Source organism: Kitasatospora sp. NPDC034533, from assembly GCF_055575155.1.
In genome coordinates, this window is record NZ_JBVITE010000001.1 from 172780 (window position 1) to 192202 (window position 19423).

A 19423-nucleotide genomic window follows, 5' to 3' on the forward strand; every position below is an offset into this window, starting at 1 on the left:
CGGGTACCGGACCGGCCGCCGAAGGCCTAGGCTGCGCCGTATGTCGGACCTCACAGCAGACGCAGTGGCCACCGAACACCCCGGCGCCGGCAACCCGGCCGCCCCCGGCGGCGGGCGGACCGTCGCGACGGCCGTCCCGCCGTCCCTGGTCGCCAAGCTGACCTCCGGTGTCACCGCCACCGGCGAGCCCGACCTGGTGGAGACCGTCGCCCCGCTGACCGGTGAACGGCTGGCCGGCCTCCCGCGGTCCACCCCGGCCGACGTCGAGGTCGCCTTCCAGCTGGCCCGCCGCGCCCAGACGGCCTGGGCCGCGCTGCCGGTGCGCCGTCGCGCCGCCGTCCTGCTGCGCTTCCACGACCTGCTGCTCAAGCGGCAGGACGAGGTGCTGGACGTCATCCAGGCGGAGACCGGCAAGGCCCGGCTGCACGCCTTCGAGGAGGTGGCCGCCGTCGCCATGGCCGCCCGGCACTACGGGCGGGCCGCGCACGGCTACCTCAGGGACAGGCGGCGCGGCGGCGCGCTGCCGGTGCTCACCCACGCCGTCGAGGCTCGCCGCCCCAAGGGCGTGATCGGCCACATCTCGCCGTGGAACTACCCGCTGGAGCTGTCCGTCGGCGACGCCCTGCCCGCCTTCGCGGCCGGCAACGCGGTGGTCAACAAGCCCGACACCCAGACCGCGCTGACCGCGCTGTGGGCCCGCGACCTGCTGATCGAGGCCGGGCTGCCGGCCGACCTGTGGCAGGTCGTGATCGGCGACGGCCCGGTGATCGGCCCCGCCGTGGTGGAGCACGCCGACTACGTCTCGTTCACCGGCTCCACCCGCACCGGCCGCGACGTCGCCCAGCGGGCCGCCGCCCGGCTGGTCGGCGCCTCGCTCGAACTCGGCGGCAAGAACGCCATGCTGGTGCTCGCCGACGCCGACCTCGACGCCGCCGCCGAGGGCGCCGTCCGGGCCTGCTTCTCCTCCGCCGGACAGCTGTGCATCTCGATCGAGCGGCTGCTGGTGCACTGTTCGGTGGCCGACGAGTTCCTGGAGCGCTTCGCCGCCCGCACCCGGGCGCTGCGCCTCGGCGGCGGCCTCGCGTACGGCGCCGACATGGGCTCGCTGGTCTCCGCCCGCCAGCTGGAGACCACCAGCCGGCACGTGGAGGAGGCGGTCAAGGCGGGTGCCACCGTGGTGGCGGGCGGGCGCGCCCGGCCGGACCTCGGCCCGCTGTTCTACGAGCCGACCATCCTCGACGGTGTCACCCCGGACATGGCGGTCTGCGCCGAGGAGACCTTCGGCCCGGTCGTCTCCGTCTACCGCTTCGACACCGAGGAGGAGGCGGTGGCCGCCGCCAACTCCACGCCGTACGGCCTGAACTCCAGCGTCTGGACCAGGGACACGCGGCGCGGCCGGACGGTCGCGGCCCGGCTGCGCACCGGCACGGTCAACGTCAACGAGGCGTACGCCGCCGCCTACGGTTCGGTCGGCGCGCCGATGGGCGGCATGGGCGACTCCGGGCTGGGCCGCCGGCACGGCGCCGAGGGCATCCTGCGCTTCACCGAGGCGCAGACCATCGCGACCCAGCGGCTGATGCCGGTCGCGCCCTCGTTCGGCCTGGACGACAAGCAGTTCGCCGCCCTGATGACCGGCGGGCTGCGGGCGCTCAAGGCGCTGCGCTTCAAGTAGGCCCCGGCCCCCGGCCCTTGCCCCGGGCCGGCCCCCGGCGGCACCCAGGGCCCCGCACTCCGGCGGGGCCCCACTCGCGGTACCCACAGGCAGGTTCACCCGGCGAAGGAGCGGTGGCAGATGGTGGAGTCCGACGGCGCGGCGGAGTTCGACTACGACGTGGTGGTGGTCGGGTCCGGATTCGGCGGCTCGGTCGCGGCCCTGCGGCTGACCGAGAAGGGCTACCGGGTCGCCGTCCTGGAGGCCGGGCGGCGCTTCGACCGGGACGAACTGCCCCGGAACTCCTGGGACCTGGCGAACTACCTGTGGGCGCCCCGGCTCGGGCTGTACGGCATCCAGCGCATCCACCTGCTGGCCAACGTGCTGATCCTGGCCGGCGCCGGGGTGGGCGGCGGCTCGCTCAACTACGCCAACACCCTGTACGTGCCGCCGAAGGCCTTCTTCGAGGACCGCCAGTGGCGCCACATCACCGACTGGCAGCAGGAGTTGGCGCCGTTCTACGACCAGGCGCAGCGGATGCTCGGGGTCCGGCTCAACCCGACCGTCACCCCCTCCGACGTCCACCTCAAGGCGGCTGCCGAGCGGTTGGGCGTCGCCGACACCTTCCACATGGCGCCGGTCGGGGTCTTCTTCGGCGACGGTGAGGACGCCGAGGGCACGGCCAAGGCGGCGCCCGGCCGCGAGGTCGCCGACCCGTACTTCGGCGGCGCCGGCCCGGCCCGCCGGGCCTGCGTGGAGTGCGGCGAGTGCATGACCGGCTGCCGGCACGGCGCCAAGAACACGCTCACCGAGAACTACCTGTACCTGGCGGAGCGGGGCGGCGCGCGGATCCACCCGCTCACCACGGTGGCCCGGATCCGGGAGCACGGCCAGGGCTTCGCGGTGGACGTGCGCCGCACCGACTCGCGGTCGAGGACCGACCGGGTGAAGGCGGGCGCGCGCACCATCACCGCCGCCCGGGTGGTCGTCGCGGCCGGCACCTACGGCACCCAGTCGCTGCTGCACCGGATGCGGGACGCCGGCCACCTGCCCCGGATCTCGGCGCGGCTGGGCGAGCTGACCCGCACCAACTCCGAGGCGCTGGTGGGCGCGCAGACCACCGACCGGCGCTACGGCACCCGGGCGGACTTCACCAAGGGCGTGGCGATCACCTCCTCGATCCACCCGGACGCCAACACCCACATCGAGCCGGTCCGCTACGGCAAGGGCTCCAACGCGATGGGCGCGCTGTCCATCGCCCAGGTCAAGGGCGGCGGAAAGGGCCCGCGCTGGCTGCGCTACCTGGGCAACTCGGCGCTCCACCCGGTGAACTTCGTCCGATCGATGAACCAGCACCGCTGGTCCGAGAAGACGATCATCGGCCTGGTGATGCAGTCGCTGGACAACTCGATCACCGTCTCGCTGAAGAAGGGCCCGCTGGGCAAGGCCCGGCTCACCTCCACCCAGGGCCACGGCGCCCCCAACCCGACCTGGATCCCGGCCGCGGAGAAGGGCGCCCAGGCGCTGGCCGACGAGATCAACGGCTTCGCGGGCAGCACCGTCGGCGAGATCTTCGACATCCCGATGACGGCCCACTTCCTCGGCGGCTGCCCGATCGGCGACACCCCCGAGACCGGCGTGGTGGACCCGTACCACCGGCTGTACGGGTACCCCGGGATCAGCGTGGTGGACGGCTCGGCCGTCTCCGCCAACCTGGGCGTCAACCCCTCGCTCACCATCACCGCGCAGGCCGAGCGCGCCATGTCGATGTGGCCGAACAAGGGCGAGGCGGACCGGCGCCCGGCGCAGGGCGAGGCGTACCGGCGGGTCGCGGCGGTGGCGCCGGTGCGGCCGGCCGTGCCGGAGGGCGCGTTCGGGGCGCTCCGGCTGCCGCTGCTGCCGGTCCCGGAGGTTCCGAAGAAGCGCGGCTGAACCCGGTCGACCGGCCGATCCGGCCGCACCGGTTCCCGGTTGACATCCTTTCGGATCCGATGGGATAAACGGGCTCCCTGGGCGCCAGGGACTCGTCGAGCGGGGGGAACGCGGGCATGGCCGACTGCACGTCGTGCGGGGCGACTTCGGAGGAGGGGGCGGCGGCCTGCGGTTCGTGCGGCCGGCCGTCGACCCCGCCGCCGCCCCCGCCCCCGTCGTCTCCGCCGCCCCCGCCGGCGGCCGTCCTGCCGCCCGGGCCGCCGCCCCCGCCGCCCGGTCCGCCCGGATACCCGCCGCCGCCCGGCCCGGGCCACCAGCCCTCCGCCGGGCCGCCCGTCGCGGGCGGCTGGGGCGAGGGGAGTCCGTACGTCCCGCAGGCCGGGCCCGCGCCGGTGCCGCGCCGGCTGACCGGATCGGACTGGCGCCCGGCGCTCCGGGCCGCGATCGCCCCGACCGCCGTGCTGCTGCTGGCGGCGCTGGTCACGGCCGCCCCGGGCGACTACGACTACGACACGTTCATCGCCTCGCCCGGCTTCGGTGACCGCTTCGGTGCGGCGCTGGCGATGACGCTGAACGCGTTCGGCGCGCCGTTCGAGCTGTCCGGGCACCCGGCGTCCGGCCGCGACGCCCTGGACGACCTGGAGCTCGCGTTCCGGGTGCTGCCGATGACCGTCACCGTGCTCTGGTCGCTGGCGCTCTGGCTCGGCCTGCGCGCCGGGGCCCGCCGGCGCCAGGCGGCCGGCGCCCAGCTGACCCGGGCCCAGGCCGGTGGCGAGGCGCTGCGCACCGCCGTGGTGCTGGCCGGGGTGGCGCTGCTGCTCGGACTGGCCGCGGGGGCGAGCTGGCAGCCGGCGCCCCGGTTCGGCAACGACGACGGCTACCCGCTCCGGAGCACCGGCATGAGCTTCGGGGCGGATTCGGGCGGGCTGGAGGCGGTCGGGTGGACCGCCCTGCTGGCCGCCGCGCTGGCCTTCGCCGTCTACGGCACCGACGCCCTGCGCTGGGCGGCCTGGCGCAGCCGGGCGGTGCGCGGCTGGGCGGTGGCCGCGCTGACCGCGGGCAGGGCGCTGGCGCTGTCGGTCGGCCTGGCCGCGGTGGCGGCCTTCGTGCTGATCGCGGCGAACAGCGAGGACGGCGTGGAGACGGTGCTCTCGCTCGCCTTCCTGCCCAACCTGGGCCTGCTCCTGCTCGGGTTCGGCTCGGGGGCGACCTGGCGGGTGCACCTGGGAGCGTCCGGCCGGGACGCGAGCTGGGGCGACCGCGACCACGACATGGAGGTCTCGTTCTTCGACCTCCAGGACCTGACCGCCGACTGGCGCTGGAGCGGCCTGCTGGCGCTCGCCGCGGCCGGCCTGCTCGGCTGGTCGGCGTACCGGCGCCGGCTGGACACGGCCGACCGGCTCCGGCTGGCGGTCGTGTACGCGGTGGCCCTCACCGCGCTGATGGCCGTGGCCGGTGCCCGGATGACCAGGACGATGTCGATGAGGGGCTGGCTCACTCCGGACCGCGTGGACATGTCCCAGGAGACCTCGGCCGGGCTGGTGTTCGTCAGCGTGCTGCTGGCCAACGTGGTCTGGGCACTGGTCGGCGCGCTGCTGGTGCCGCCGCTGCTGTCGGCCGTCCGCGGCCGGGGCGTGGGCGCGCCGCACACCGCCGTGCCGTACGCCGAGTCGCCGTTCGCGGCGGCCCGGGGGGCCGGGGCCGGGAGCGCCGGGGCGTACCCGGAGGTGCCGCCGCAGGTGCCGTACGCGACGCCCGCGCCGGGAGTGCCCGCGCAGGGCGGTCCGGGGCGGGAGGCGCCGTACGACGCCGCGAGCGGGGTGGGCGAGGTGCTCGACTCGCACCGGGCGCCGACCGCTCCGGCGGGCGGGGCGCCGGCGCCGGGCGCGGTGCCGCCGCCCCCGGCACAGGACCCGGTCGACCCGAGCGTCTGGCGCGAGCACCCCTGAGCACGCGCCGGGGCACGTCGCCGGGCACGTCCCGGGGCACGTCGCCGGGCACGAGCGACCCGACCGGGAACGGCCCGGACAGGGCAAAGGGCCCCGCGGGGGAACGGGGCCCTTTGTCGGCCAGCACCGGCGTCAGGGCCGCGCCGGTGCTGGGGTGACGGCGCCGGGGGAGGAGCGCCGTCGTGTCGGTTGGCTTGGGTGCGCCGTGCGCCGCGCCGCTCCGGCGTGGGTGGCCGGCCGCGCGGGGCGCGCACGCCCGCGCGGGGTGGGGCGGCGCGTCGGTCTGCGCCGGTCCCACGCTCACGGAGCGTGAACTGAAACCGTTGCCGTCTCCCTGCGGCACGGTTGCGGAGACATCGTCGCGGGACTCCTCGGTGGGCCGCGAGGCGCCGGGAGTACCGCTTACAACGAGCATCGTGCTGGACGAAGGGCTCGCTCTGCAACCGGTTCGGCGCAGTTCGGCCCAGAGCATTTGCCGTCGGGGCCGCCATCGATGATCACGGTGCGTAGTGGCCCGGATGGTTGCGGCGCACGGGGACACGCGTAGCGGCGCGGGTGGGACGAGGGAGTGCGCCGGGGCGCGCACCGGATCGGACCGGGGGTGCGACGGCCGGCCCCGGGCGTCCCCGGGCCCCGGCCGTCCCACCACTCGGCCCAGTCGCGGCCGGGGTCGCTGTCCCCTGCTGGCCGGCCGCGGCACCCGCGCACGGTCCCACGGAGCCGGGCGCCCGGCGGGCCGGGCGGCGGCACCACGTGCGCCGGTGGACTGGGGTGGAGCTCCACGCGTGGTCCTGCTGCCGTACGGCGGTGCCCCCGCGGGGACGGTTCGGCGTGTCTGGCGGACGCGGCGAGGCCGTACGTTCGTCAGAAGCAACGAACCGCCGCCCCGGGCGGTCACGGTCCGTTGGACGTGCAGACGAGTGAAACCGGACAGCCCGGTAGAATCGGTGTTCAGACACCCCACACCGTCCGCCGCCGCCGCAGCCCCCGCCAGGGAGGCGGCCACGCGCGACACCTCGTTACCGCTGCCGGAAGGCCGTCCGTGTCCTCTGCAATTCCCGTCCAGTCCGCGCCGGACCACGACCCCGTACTGGTGGTCGACTTCGGCGCCCAGTACGCCCAGCTCATCGCCCGTCGGGTGCGTGAGGCGCGGGTCTACAGCGAGATCGTGCCGAGCAGCATGCCGGTCGCCGAGATGCTCGCCAAGAACCCGAAGGCGATCATCCTCTCCGGCGGCCCGTCGTCGGTCTACGAAGAGGGCGCGCCGCAGATCGACCGCGCGGTCTTCGAGGCCGGTGTCCCGGTCTTCGGCATGTGCTACGGCTTCCAGCTGATGGCCAAGAGCCTCGGCGGCACCGTCGACAACAACGGCGCCCGCGAGTACGGCCGCACCCCGCTGACCGTCTCGCGCACCGGCTCGACCCTGTTCGAGGGCGTCCCGGCGCAGCACTCGGTGTGGATGTCGCACGGGGACGCCTGCTCCGCCGCCCCGGAGGGCTTCACCGTCACCGCCTCCACCGACCTGGTCCCGGTCGCGGCCTTCGAGAACGACGAGGCCCGGCTGTACGGCGTCCAGTACCACCCCGAGGTGCTGCACTCCGACCACGGCCAGCAGATCCTGGAGCACTTCCTCTACCGCGGTGCCGGCATCGCGCCGACCTGGACCACCGGCAGCGTGGTCGAGGAGCAGATCGCCCTGATCCGCGAGCAGGTCGGCGACAAGCGCGCGATCTGCGGCCTGTCCGGCGGCGTGGACTCCGCGGTGGCGGCCGCGCTGGTCAACAAGGCCATCGGCGACCGGCTGACCTGCGTCTACGTCGACCACGGCCTGATGCGCAAGGGCGAGACCGAGCAGGTCGAGAAGGACTTCGTGGCCGCCACCGGCGTCCAGCTGAAGGTCGTCGACGCCTCCGAGCGCTTCCTGAACGCGCTGAAGGGCGTCTCCGACCCCGAGCAGAAGCGCAAGATCATCGGCCGCGAGTTCATCCGCGTGTTCGAGCAGGCCCAGGCCGAGATCGTCGCCGAGGCCGGCGAGCACGGCGAGTCGGTCGACTTCCTGGTCCAGGGCACCCTGTACCCGGACGTGGTGGAGTCCGGCGGCGGCGAGGGCACCGCCAACATCAAGTCCCACCACAACGTCGGCGGCCTGCCCGAGGACCTCCAGTTCCAGCTGGTCGAGCCGCTGCGCAAGCTGTTCAAGGACGAGGTCCGGATGGTCGGCCAGGAACTCGGCCTGCCGGACGAGATCGTCCAGCGCCAGCCGTTCCCGGGCCCGGGCCTGGGCATCCGGATCGTCGGCGAGGTCACCAAGGAGCGCCTGGACCTGCTCCGCGACGCCGACGCGATCGCCCGCGAGGAGCTGACCGCGGCCGGTCTGGACCGCGAGATCTGGCAGTGCCCGGTCGTGCTGCTCGCCGACGTCCGCAGCGTGGGCGTGCAGGGCGACGGCCGCACGTACGGCCACCCGATCGTGCTGCGCCCGGTCTCGTCCGAGGACGCCATGACCGCCGACTGGTCGCGCCTGCCGTACGACGTGCTGGCGAGGATCTCCACCCGGATCACCAACGAGGTCCGCGACGTGAACCGCGTCGTCGTCGACGTCACCAGCAAGCCGCCGGGCACCATCGAGTGGGAGTGACCGCTCCCGCCGGCCGCCGTGGCGTGATTTAGCGCTGAGGCCGAAGCCTGGACGGCCGCGCCGTCGTTCCCGTAGTACGGGAGCGACGGCGCGGCCGTTCGTCGTGTGGGTGGCGCCCGTCAGGCGGGACCTCCCACCGAAAGCGGGCGGGAACGGGCAGAATGCGGACCGGACCTGTCAGGGAGTGGCAGGCGGCGAGGGAAGGTGTGAGGGATGTCGGAGGCCAGCAACCCGGTGCCGGCCGGGGGAGCGGCCGGTCGGGCCGCGCGGGCGGCACAGCGACGGGCGCTCGCGTCGAAGTACGCGCTGCTGCCGCTGCGGCTCTTCCTCGGTGTCACCTTCGTCTACGCCGCCCTCGACAAGCTCTCCGACGCGCACTTCCTGGCCGGGGCGGGCGACCCGGCCTCCTTCGTCTCGCAGACCCAGGCCGCCAAGGCGGGCGGCAGTCCGATCGCCTTCCTGCTCGGCCCCGCCCTCGACCACCCCACCCTCTTCGCGCTCGTCATCGCCTTCGGGGAGCTGGCGGTGGGCCTCGGCACCCTGGCCGGCCTCTGGGGCCGGGTCGCCGCGCTCGGCGGCGCGCTGCTCAACCTCAGCCTCTGGCTGACCGTGAGCTGGAGCGTCTCGCCGTACTACCTCGGCAACGACCTGGCGTACCTGATGGCCTGGACCCCGCTGGTGCTGGCCGGCACCCCGTACCTGTCGCTGGACGGCTACCTGGCCCGCCGGGCCGGACGGGACCGCGCCCGCGGGCTGGGCGAGGACCACGTCAAGCGTCGGGCCCTGGTGGACGGCGGGATCGCGGCGGTCGCGATCGGCGGGGCCGGGCTGCTCACCGGCTCGCTGACCCGGACCTTCGGCCGGGACGAGCCGGCCGCCCCCAGGGAGTCGGCGGCCCCGGTCTCCGCCGCCCCGGCGCCGGCGGCCCCCACGGTGGCCGCCGCGAGCGTGCCGGTCGGCGGCTCTGCGCAGGTCAAGGACCCGGCCACCGGGGACGCCGTCTACATCGTGCAGCCCAAGGCCGGCCAGTACTGCGCCTTCTCCTCGGTCTGCACCCACTCCGGCTGCGCCGTGGACGCGCCGAAGAACGGCCAGCTGTACTGCCCCTGCCACGGCTCCCGGTTCGACGCCGCGACCGGCGCGGTGGTCAACGGACCCGCGGTCAAGCCGCTGCCCAAGTACGCCGTCACCAAGGACGGGGACCAGCTGACCCTGGGCCCGCAGCAGGGCTGAGGCCCGGGGAGCGCCGTCACTCCTCCCGGTCGGGCCGGCCGCGCCGGGCCACCGCCGCGACCGCGCCGGCCAGGCCGCCGACGCCGAGCACGATGAAGGCGACCGGGACGACGATCCGTCCGTTCACCGACTGGTGGTTGACCGCCGCGATCAGGTAGAGCACGGCGATCACGGTGAACAGCGCGCCCGCGATCAGCGAGAACAGGTCGAGCCGGTGCTTCCTCACTGCTGGACCACCTTGATGTTGCCGAGCCCGATTCCGAGTTCGAGATTGAGGGTGCCCTTGGCCGGCTGCCCGTTGGCAGGGCCGATCAGGTAGTTGTGCCGCCCGGTGGAGTCGCCCTGCTCACCGGGGACGGCGACGTTGCCGAGGCCGACCCTGGTCACCAGGTTCACCGTGACGTCGTCCGGCACGGCGACGGTCATGTCGCCCGCGCCGAGGTCGACCTTGGTGGAGAGGGTGGCCCCGGCCGGGTCGATCGCGGAGAGGTCCAGCCTGACGTCCCCGGCGCCCAGGTTGTACCGGTCGCGCAGGTCGGCCGCCGAGGCGACGGTCCAGTTGCGGTCGCCGACGGCGTTGCTCACCGAGTTCGGCGAGTGGCCGACGAAGGCCAGCGCCAGGGTGAGCAGCAGACCGGTCACCGCCAGCCGGCGGGCCCGGCCGAACTTCGCGCCGACCAGCATCGTCAGGCCCACCACCAGCAGGGCGGCGGCCAGGATCGCCGTGCCCCGCAGGGCGGGGTTGTGGTCGCCGCCGGAGGAGGCGCCCCAGACCGCGGCGCCCGCGCCGACCGCCAGCAGGAAGCCGAAGAAGCCGAGCGCCGAGCGCTCCCGGGGGCGCCGTACGGCGGCGGGCTCGGGGTGGCGCCGGCCGCGCTCCTTGCGCAGCGGGTCCCCCTCGGGCAGGTCGGTGCGCTGCCACCAGGGCTGGGCCGGGCCGCCGACGGGGGGCACCGGGGTGCCGTACGGCGGGGTCGGCGTGCCGTACGGCGGGGTCGGGGCGGCCGGCGCGCCGCCGTACGGGTTGCGCTCGGGGTGGCGCGGGTCCCAGAGGTAGCCGCCGGCTCCGGCGGCCGGGCCGGCGGGGTGCTCGGCCCGGGCCGGCTCGTCCTGCTCCGGGCGCGGCCAGCGGTACGCCCCGGCGCCGGTGGCCGCGGTGCCCCCGGACTCGGGGAAGTGCCGGTCGTACGGGCCGCCGCCCCGGCGGCGCTCGCGCCCCCGGCGGCGGTCCGGGTCGTAGCGCACCGCCAGGAAGACCAGGCCGCCGAGCAGCAGCAGCGGGAACATCTGGTCGCCGTCGCCCATCGAGGAGAAGAACACCCCGGTGCCGATCACGGTCAGCAGCACCGCGCCGACCGACTGGCCGTCCACCCGGCCGGTGAGCACCCGCTGGAGTTCGGTGCGCCCGCCGCGGCCCTTGGCCTCGCCGTCGGTCGGCACGATCAGCCAGGCCAGGCCGTACAGGAACAGCCCGAGCCCGCCCGAGAGGCAGAGCACCACCGTGACGACCCGGAAGACCACCGGGTCGATGTCCAGGTGCCGGCCGAGGCCGCCGCAGACGCCGGCCACCACGCGGCGGTGCTCGGCCCGGGTCAGCGGGGGGCGGTCCGGTTCCGGCGGGGCGGCGGGCCCGGCCTCCTCGATGCGGGGGTCATCGGTCATGGGCACCATCCTTCCGGCAGGGGCGGGTCCGGCCCAACCGGGTCCACCCCGGTCCGTACCCTGACTTGTCCCTGATGCGGGATGGGGACACACCCTGATGCGCCCGCGGGGGCGCGCGTGGAACCATCGGGGGCGTGGCAGCCCCCGGTACCGATCCCCGATCCACCGCCCCCGACCCCGCGCCGTCGGCCGGCGCCGACCCGAGCGCGCCCGACGACGGGAGGCCGCCCTACCGGCGGCTCTACCGCAGCCCACAGGGGCGGATGCTCGGCGGCGTCGCGCACGGCCTGGCGGTGCACCTCGGGCTGCCGGTGCGGTGGGTGCGGCTCGCCTTCGTGCTGCTGTTCTTCGCCCAGGGGATCGGCGCGCTGCTGTACGCCGCGTTCTGGTTCGTGGTGCCGATCGGCATCGGCGAGCCCGCGCAGCGCGGCGGCGCCCAGTGGGTGTACCTCAACGGCGCGTTCGTCCCGGCCTCGCCCGGGTTGCAGGGCGGCCCGCTGAGCAAGGGCGGCGCCCAGGCGGCCGGCTGGGTCGGCCGGATGCGCCGGCTGCTCCAGCACACCCTCCAGGGCGAGCCGGTGACCGCCCCCGTGGCGGGCGAGGAGGAGGCGGCGCCGGTCGGCAAGGGCGGGCAGGGCGGCCTCGGCCAGCTCTCCGCGCTGGTGATGACGGTGATCGGCCTGATCGCCCTGCTGAACGTGCTCGGCCTCCAGACCGCCAAGCCCTACACCTGGCCGCTGCTGGCGATCGGCGTCGGCGTGGCGCTGGTCTGGCGGCAGGCCGACGACTCGCGCTGGCAGCGCTGGTTCGGCATCGAGGAGGGCGAGAAGCGGCGCGGCGCCTACACCCGGGTCGGCGCCGGCGTGCTGCTCGTGGTGGCCGGCACCATCGCGCTGCTCGCCATGCAGGGCAGCGGCTCCACGCTCGGCTCGGTGGTCGAGGCCTCGCTCGCGGTGCTGGCCGGCGTGCTGGTGCTGCTCGGCCCGTACGGCCTGCGGCTCTGGCAGGACCTCGGCGCCGAGCGGACCGCCCGCATCCGCGCCCAGGAGCGGGCCGAGATCGCCGCGCACATCCACGACTCCGTGCTGCACACCCTGACCCTGATCCAGCGCCGGGCCGAGGACCCCAAGGAGGTGCTGCGGCTGGCCCGCTCCCAGGAGCGCGAGCTGCGGCTGTGGCTGTACCGCCCGGAGGCCGCCGCCGAGGCCGCGCCGGACACCATGGCGGAGTCCCTGCGGGCGGCCGTCGCCGAGGTCGAGGACCGGCACGGCGTCCCGGTCGAGCTGGTGATCGTCGGCGACTGCCCGATGGACGAGCGGATCGCGGCCCAGATGCAGGCCGCGAGGGAGGCGACCGTCAACGCGGCCAAGTACGGTGGCGGGGGACCGGTCCAGGTCTACGCCGAGGTCGAGGGGAGGACGGTGTCGGTGTTCGTCCGCGACCACGGACCCGGTTTCGACCCCGACACGGTGCCCGAGGACCGGATGGGCGTACGGGAGTCGATCATCGGCCGGATGAAGCGCAACGGCGGCACCGCTCGGGTGCGGCCGGCGGCGGGCGGCGGTACCGAGGTCGAGCTGGAGATGGAGAGAACGAATGACTGAGGCAGTTCCGGAACGCACGGCCCGGGTCGTGCTGGTGGACGACCACCGGATGTTCCGGACGGGGGTCAGGGCCGAGATCGGCCGTACCGAGGTGACCGGCATCGACGTGGTCGGCGAGGCGGACGACGTGGACTCGGCGGTCCGCGTGGTCGCCGAGACCAGGCCGGACGTGGTGCTGCTCGACGTCCACCTGCCGGGCGGCGGCGGCGTCGAGGTGCTGCGCCGCTCGGCCGGGCTGATGGGCGAGCAGGGAGGGGTGAAGTTCCTGGCGCTGTCGGTGTCGGACGCCGCCGAGGACGTCATCGGCGTCATCCGCGGCGGCGCGCGCGGCTACGTCACCAAGACCATCACCGGCACCGACCTGGTCAACGCGGTCTTCCGGATCGCCGACGGCGACGCGGTGTTCTCGCCCCGGCTGGCCGGCTTCGTGCTGGACGCCTTCGCGGCCACCGACACCCCGCCGGTGGACGAGGACCTGGACCGGCTCACCCAGCGCGAGCGCGAGGTGCTGCGGCTGATCGCCCGCGGCTACGCCTACAAGGAGATCGCCAAGCAGCTGTTCATCTCGGTGAAGACGGTCGAGAGCCACGTCTCCGCCGTGCTCCGCAAGCTCCAGCTGAGCAACCGCCACGAGCTGACCCGCTGGGCCACCGCCCGCCGCCTGGTCTGACCGCCGCCGCCGGGCCCGCCCGTCCCGGATTCCTCGGGGCGGGCGGGCTTGTCGGTGGGTGGCCATAGACTCGATGTGCCATGAGTAGCCTCTTTGACGACCTTCCGCTCCCCGGTTTCGAGGCACCCGCCGCCGGGTCGAAGCAGCCCGCCGCGCCCCTCGACGAGGAGCCCCCGCCGTACGAGGACGACGCCCCGTACGACGCGTACGAGGAGGCGATCCCGGACGGCCTGTTCCGGACCACGGCCTTCGACGAGCCGGGGGGCGCCGCCGAGGCGGAGCGGGACGCCTGGTACCGCAACGGCGCCGCGCGCACGGTGGTGGACCCGGCCCAGCTGCTGGAGGGGATGAACGACCCGCAGCGCGAGGCGGTGCTGCACGCGGGCTCCCCGCTGCTGATCGTGGCCGGCGCCGGCTCGGGCAAGACCCGGGTGCTGACCCACCGGATCGCCTACCTGCTGGGCGCCCGCGGGGTGCAGCCGGGCGAGATCCTGGCGATCACCTTCACCAACAAGGCCGCCGGGGAGATGCGCGAGCGCGTCGAGGCGCTGGTCGGCCCGCGCGCCCGGGCGATGTGGGTCTCCACCTTCCACAGCGCCTGCGTGCGCATCCTGCGCCGCGAGTCCAAGCAGCTGGGCTTCACCTCCAGCTTCTCGATCTACGACTCGGCCGACTCCCAGCGGCTGATGTCGCTGGTCTGCCGCGACCTCGACCTGGACCCGAAGCAGTTCCCGCCGAAGTCCTTCACGGCGAAGGTCAGCAACCTCAAGAACGAGCTGATCGACGAGGAGACCTTCGCCGACCAGGCCGCCAACCCGATGGAGAAGAAGCTCGCCGAGGCGTACGCGCTGTACCAGCGGCGGCTGCGCGAGGCCAACGCGCTGGACTTCGACGACATCATCATGACGACGGTGAACCTGCTCCAGGCCTTCCCCGACGTCGCCGAGCACTACCGGCGCCGGTTCCGGCACATCCTGGTCGACGAGTACCAGGACACCAACCACGCCCAGTACACGCTGGTGCGCGAGCTGACCGGCGGCTCGGTGGCCGACGCCCCCAAGCGCACCGTGGACGGCGAGCTGGTGAACCCGGCGGCCGGGCGGCTCGCCGAGGTGCCGCCGGCCGAGCTGTGCGTGGTCGGTGACGCGGACCAGTCGATCTACGCCTTCCGCGGCGCGACGATCCGCAACATCCTCCAGTTCGAGGAGGACTACCCGAACGCGACCACCATCCTGCTGGAGCAGAACTACCGCTCCACCCAGACCATCCTGAGCGCCGCCAACGCCGTCATCGAGCGCAACGCCAACCGCCGCGAGAAGAAGCTCTGGACGGCGGGCGAGCACGGCGAGAAGGTCGTCGGCTACGTCGCCGACGACGAGCACGGCGAGGCCCAGTTCATCGCCGACGAGATCGACCGGCTCACCGACAAGGGCGAGGCCAAGCCCGGCGACGTCGCGATCTTCTACCGGACCAACGCCCAGTCCCGCGTCTTCGAGGAGGTGTTCATCCGGGTCGGCCTGCCGTACAAGGTGGTCGGCGGGGTGCGCTTCTACGAGCGCAAGGAGGTCCGGGACGTCCTGGCGTACCTGCGGGTGCTCTCCAACCCGGAGGACACCGTGCCGCTGCGCCGGATCCTCAACGTGCCCAAGCGCGGCATCGGCGAGCGCGCCGAGGCGATGATCGACGCGCTGGCCGCGCGGGAGCGGATCTCCTTCGCCCAGGCGCTGGTGCGGGTCGACGAGGCGTACGGGATGGCCGCGCGCTCGGCCAACGCCGTCAAGAAGTTCAACACCCTGATGGCCGGGCTGCGCCAGGTCGTCGAGTCGGGCGCGGGCCCGGCGGCGGTGCTGGAGGCCGTCCTGGAGGAGACCGGCTACCTGGCCGAGCTCCAGGCCTCCACCGACCCGCAGGACGAGACCCGGGTGGAGAACCTCCAGGAGCTGGCCTCCGTCGCCCTGGAGTACGAGCAGGACCCGGGCGAGCGGCCGGACGCCGGGGAGGAGGGCACGCCGCCGGTCGGCTCGCTGGCCGACTTCCTGGAGCGGGTCGCCCTGGTCGCCGACTCCGACCAGATCCCGGACGACGAGGAGGACGGGCAGGGCGTCATCACGATGATGACCCTGCACACCGCCAAGGGCCTGGAGTTCCCGGTGGTCTTCCTGACCGGCATGGAGGACGGGATCTTCCCGCACATGCGGGCGCTCAACCAGGTCAAGGAGCTGGAGGAGGAGCGCCGGCTCGCGTACGTCGGGCTCACCCGGGCCCGCGAGCGGCTCTACCTGACCCGCTCGGTGCTGCGCAGCGCCTGGGGGCAGCCGGCCTACAACCCGGCCTCGCGGTTCCTGGAGGAGATCCCGGAGGCGCTGGTGGAGTGGAAGCGCACCGGGGCGGCGCAGGCGCCGGCCCAGCGCGGCTACTCCTCGGGCTCGTCCTGGGGCAAGTCCTCGTCCGGGGGCGGGAGTTCGCGTTCCTCGTCGGCGGCGGCGTCGCCGAAGGCGGGCTGGGGCCAGTCGGCGCGGCGCGCCGGCAAGGTCGTGGAGCGCGAGGTCGTCTCGCTCGCGGTCGGCGACCGGGTCACCCACGACACCTTCGGGCTGGGCACGGTGGTGGGCGTGACGGGCGCCGGCGACCGGGCTCAGGCCACCGTCGACTTCGGCACGGAGGGGCGCAAGCAGCTGCTGCTGCGCTACGCGCCGGTGGAGAAGCTCTAACGCGGGTCGAGCCCGTTGGCGAGGAACCAGGGCAGCGGGTCGACCGGCCCGCCGCCCCCCGGCGGCCGGATCTCGAAGTGCAGGTGCGGGCCGGTGCTGTTGCCGCTGCTGCCGACGAAGGCGATCAGGTCGCCCTGCTTCACCGGGCCCTTGCGGACCTTGTAGGCCCGCAGGTGGCAGTACCAGGCCTCGGTGCCGTCGGCCGACTTGAGGATCGTCATGTAGCCGTAGAACGGGTTCCACTGGGTGCGGATGGTGCCGTCGGTCACCGCGTAGACCTCGGAGCCGCCGTCCACCGGGAAGTCGATGCCGGTGTGCCGGTTGGCCCAGTGGGTGCCGGCCGCGCCGAACAGCTCGCCCAGGCCGTGCTGGGCGACCGGCATGACCACCTTGGGCTTGACCGGCTCCGGCGCCTGCTCGGCGGTGGGTTGCGCGGCGGGGGCCTCGGCGGGGGCCTCGGTGGGCTGGGTGGCGGTCAGCGGCCGGCGGGCGTCGCCGCGCGAGGCCTGGGCCTGGCCGCCGGCCGCGACCGCCTGGGCGGCGGCCCGCGCGGCCGCGCCGTCCGGGGCGTCGTCCGCCGCGGCCTGCGGCCCCGTCGTCCGCCCGGCGGCCTGGGCGCGCTGCTGGTCGGCGTCCCCCTGCACCGTGATCGCGGCCGCCGCGGCCACCCCGAGCGCGGCCACCGACGGCAGCGCGACCCGCAGCAGCGCCGTCCGGGTGGCCGCCCTGGCGGCGCCGCGGCGCTGGGCGCGGGACTGCTCGCGGGCGGCGAGGCGCAGCTCCGCGCGGGTCGGACGGGCGGCTGCTTCGGGAGCCATCGGGGGCTGCCTCCTCGGTGGGCCTCGGACGTCGTCGGGCGAGGGCAAACAGCCGTGACTGTAACCCCAAGCCCGACGCCCCGGAAAAACCTCCGGATGTCAAGGGGGCGGCCGGGCGGTCTGTGCGGAGGTTGCGGAGAGGAGGAGCGTACCCGCTGGTAGCAAGGGGCGGAGCTGTGACTTTGCCCTCCTCTTGGGAGGCGGCACGGTCAACCGCGCCCGGTGGCGCTAACCTCCCCTCAGGTTGGTTATTGACCGTTAACCGCGCCGGCGGCCCACCGGGTCCGGTCGGATGGTGGACGACGAGGTCCAGCAGGAGGCAGTGATGAGTGTGTCGGGGCCGATCCGTGTGGTGGTCGCCAAGCCTGGGCTCGACGGTCACGACCGTGGTGCCAAGGTCATCGCGCGCGCCCTGCGCGACGCCGGTATGGAGGTCATCTACACCGGCCTGCACCAGACGCCCGAACAGGTCGTCGACACCGCGATCCAGGAGGACGCGGACGGCATCGGGCTGTCGATCCTCTCCGGTGCCCACATGACGCTGTGCGCCCGGGTGCTGGAGCTGCTGAAGGAGCGCGACGCGGCGGACATCAAGGTCTTCTGCGGGGGGATCATCCCGGACGAGGACATCGCCGAGCTCAAGGCGATGGGCGTCGCGGACATCTTCACCCCGGGCACGCCCACCCGGGACGTGGTCGCCTGGGTCGAGTCGCACCTGCGGGCCGGCTGATCCACGGCACGCCGAGGCTGGTCCACGGCACCGGCAGGCTGGTTCACGGCACGCCGAGGCCGGTCGACGGCACCAGCAGGCTGATCCACGGCACGCCGAGCGGGCCGGTCCGTACGTCGGACCGGCCCGCTCCGCCGTACCCGGCCGGCCGGCGCGTCAGCCCGCCAGCTCCGCGAGCATCGCCGCCCGGAAGCGCAGGGTGCCGGCCAGCCGGGCGAAGGTCTCGGACCAGGCGGAGTCCGGCGCGGCCCCGGCCGCCAGCTCCGCCACCGCGTCCGCCGACTCCGGGGCGAGCGCGCGCTCCGTCATCCCGAGCACCCCGCTGTGGCTCCACGGGTACGCCCCGGAGCCGGCCGCCCGGGCCAGCGCGGCCACCACGGCGGTGGACAGCGGCGGCGTCCACGGGGTGGCGCAGGCGCCGAGCAGCTGGAAGGCCTCGCCCAGCCCGTGCACCTCGATGAAGGCGGCCGTCCAGGCGGCCCGCTCCCCGGGCGGCAGGACGGCCAGCAGCTTGGCCGGAGCGCCGGTCGCGCGCGGCGGGCGCGCCCGTCCGCCGCGCCCCGGGGGGACCGGGGCCGGGCCGAGCAGCGCCCGGGCCCAGTCGGCGTCCTGCTGGCGGACGGCGGCCCGCGCCCAGGCCTCCCGCAGGTCGTCGGCCCAGCTGCTGCTGGTCTCGTCGATGCTGTCGCCGACCCGCAGGGCGAGCAGCCGCTCGGGCGTCAGCCCGGTGCTCCGCGACCAGACCGACAGCGGCGCGGCGGCCACCACCTCGCCGAACCACCAGGCCCGTTCGCCGCGCCCGGTGGGGGACTTGGGGGCGATCCCGTCGCGCTGCATCCGGGCGTCGCACTCGGCGGGCGGGGTGACCAGCAGGTGGGTGCCGGTGTCGGCGAGGCGGACGGCGGCTCGCGCCCGCTCGGCCATCCGGTGGGCCAGCGCGGAGCCGGGCAGGGTGGAGAGCAGTTCGGCGGCGGTGGCCCGGACGTTCTTGCTGCGGTCGCCGAGGGCGGCCTCCAGGAACGGTTCGTCGGCGGGGGAGAGGCCGTCCTGGAGGGCGTCCAGGAAGAGCAGGCGGTCCTCGGCGCGCTCGGTGGACCAGGTGCCGCGCAGCAGCTCCAGGCCGGCCGCCGGATCGCGGCGGCGCAGCTGGGTCAGGTGGGTGACCCGCTCGGCGAACAGGCCCTCGTGCCAGAGCCGGTCGTCGGTGGGCCGATCCGGTGCGTCCGGGGTGGTGGTGCGCAGCACGAACCGCCAGTCGGGGTTCCGCTCGGCCAGCCAGCGGCCCAGTGGGCCGGCCAGCGCCACGGCGTCGGGGCGCAGTTCGCTGCGGGCACGGGCGGCGTCGAGCAGGCCGGGGACCAGCGCGGCGGGCGGGCGCACGCCCCGGGCCCGGGCGGCGGCGAGCCACTGCGGCAGCAGCTCGGCCAGGTTGGCCAGGGTGCCGCCGCTGCCGCCCGGGCGCCCGGAGAGCAGTACGGCCAGTCGGCGGGCGGCCGGCTCGGGCAGCTTCGGGCGGGTGTCCTCGGCGGCGGGCGGGCCGGGCGGTTCGGTGGCCGGGACGGGCAGCGCGCCGGCCCGGCGGCGGACGGTGGCCAGCGCGGCCAGCTCCAGCAGAGCGGTGGCCGGATCGCCCTGGTCCACGGCGTCGGCGAGCGGCAGGGCGGTGGCCGGGAGCGGGCGGCGGTCGGTGCCGAGCAGGGCACTGGTGTGCAGGGTCTCCCACGGGTCCTGGGCGATCGTCATTCTCGGTGCTCCTGGGCGTGTCTGGTGGGTTCCGGCGGGCCCGGTGGGGATCGGCGAGGCGCGCGCCCGGCGGCCCGTCCGG

Annotated in this window: 13 protein-coding genes; 9 read left to right on the forward strand and 4 right to left on the reverse strand. The window is 75.0% G+C overall.

What is annotated here, in order from left to right; genetic code table 11:
* Positions 1-40: 40 nt before the first annotated feature.
* The 5 genes from ACZ55U_RS00905 to ACZ55U_RS00925 all read left to right on the forward strand — a co-directional run bounded on the left by ACZ55U_RS00905 (position 41) and on the right by ACZ55U_RS00925 (position 9403).
* Entirely contained in the window at positions 41-1672 is a 1632-nt protein-coding gene (locus ACZ55U_RS00905) for a succinic semialdehyde dehydrogenase (protein WP_465520995.1), read from the forward strand.
* A gap of 120 nt (positions 1673-1792) precedes the next feature.
* Positions 1793-3583, forward strand: coding sequence for an FAD-dependent oxidoreductase (locus ACZ55U_RS00910; protein WP_465520997.1), 1791 nt, complete (start codon positions 1793-1795; stop codon positions 3581-3583).
* Positions 3584-3975: 392 nt separating this feature from the next.
* Positions 3976-5532: a hypothetical protein gene (locus tag ACZ55U_RS00915; RefSeq protein WP_465520999.1), complete on the forward strand. Its 1557-nt coding sequence runs from the start codon at positions 3976-3978 to the stop codon at positions 5530-5532.
* A gap of 1042 nt (positions 5533-6574) precedes the next feature.
* On the forward strand, positions 6575-8170 hold the full coding sequence (guaA, locus tag ACZ55U_RS00920; RefSeq protein WP_465521001.1) for a glutamine-hydrolyzing GMP synthase: 1596 nt from the start codon (positions 6575-6577) through the stop codon (positions 8168-8170).
* Between the two features lie 213 nt (positions 8171-8383).
* The gene (locus tag ACZ55U_RS00925) at positions 8384-9403 is read left to right on the forward strand and encodes a Rieske 2Fe-2S domain-containing protein (protein ID WP_465521003.1); all 1020 of its coding nucleotides are present in this window, start codon (positions 8384-8386) and stop codon (positions 9401-9403) included.
* Positions 9404-9419: 16 nt separating this feature from the next.
* On the opposite strand, the gene ACZ55U_RS00930 is transcribed toward ACZ55U_RS00925, so the two are convergent.
* On the reverse strand, positions 9420-9629 hold the full coding sequence (locus ACZ55U_RS00930; RefSeq protein ID WP_465521005.1) for a hypothetical protein: 210 nt from the start codon (positions 9627-9629) through the stop codon (positions 9420-9422).
* Positions 9626-11065 (reverse strand): PspC domain-containing protein, encoded by a 1440-nt coding sequence (locus ACZ55U_RS00935; protein ID WP_465521007.1) that lies wholly within the window; start codon positions 11063-11065, stop codon positions 9626-9628. The genes ACZ55U_RS00930 and ACZ55U_RS00935 overlap by 4 nt, the downstream gene beginning before the upstream one ends.
* 134 nt (positions 11066-11199) lie before the next feature.
* Here ACZ55U_RS00935 and ACZ55U_RS00940 point away from each other — a divergent pair, with 134 nt between their 5' ends.
* From ACZ55U_RS00940 to pcrA, 3 genes are all read left to right on the forward strand, one after another.
* Positions 11200-12669: a PspC domain-containing protein gene (locus tag ACZ55U_RS00940; protein WP_465521009.1), complete on the forward strand. Its 1470-nt coding sequence runs from the start codon at positions 11200-11202 to the stop codon at positions 12667-12669.
* Entirely contained in the window at positions 12662-13339 is a 678-nt protein-coding gene (locus ACZ55U_RS00945) for a LuxR C-terminal-related transcriptional regulator (protein WP_465521011.1), read from the forward strand. The genes ACZ55U_RS00940 and ACZ55U_RS00945 overlap by 8 nt, the downstream gene beginning before the upstream one ends.
* A gap of 80 nt (positions 13340-13419) precedes the next feature.
* Positions 13420-16050, forward strand: a complete 2631-nt coding sequence (pcrA, locus tag ACZ55U_RS00950) for a DNA helicase PcrA (protein ID WP_465521013.1) — start codon at positions 13420-13422, stop codon at positions 16048-16050.
* Here pcrA and ACZ55U_RS00955 read toward each other — a convergent pair.
* The gene (locus tag ACZ55U_RS00955) at positions 16047-16868 is read right to left on the reverse strand and encodes a M23 family metallopeptidase (RefSeq protein WP_465521015.1); all 822 of its coding nucleotides are present in this window, start codon (positions 16866-16868) and stop codon (positions 16047-16049) included. The genes pcrA and ACZ55U_RS00955 overlap by 4 nt on opposite strands.
* Before the next feature lie 325 nt (positions 16869-17193).
* Here ACZ55U_RS00955 and ACZ55U_RS00960 point away from each other — a divergent pair, with 325 nt between their 5' ends.
* Positions 17194-17598, forward strand: coding sequence for a cobalamin B12-binding domain-containing protein (locus ACZ55U_RS00960; protein ID WP_465521017.1), 405 nt, complete (start codon positions 17194-17196; stop codon positions 17596-17598).
* 156 nt (positions 17599-17754) lie between these two features.
* Here the strand turns inward: ACZ55U_RS00960 and ACZ55U_RS00965 are convergent, their stop codons facing one another.
* Positions 17755-19341, reverse strand: coding sequence for a DUF5691 domain-containing protein (locus ACZ55U_RS00965; RefSeq protein ID WP_465521019.1), 1587 nt, complete (start codon positions 19339-19341; stop codon positions 17755-17757).
* Positions 19342-19423 lie beyond the last annotated feature (82 nt).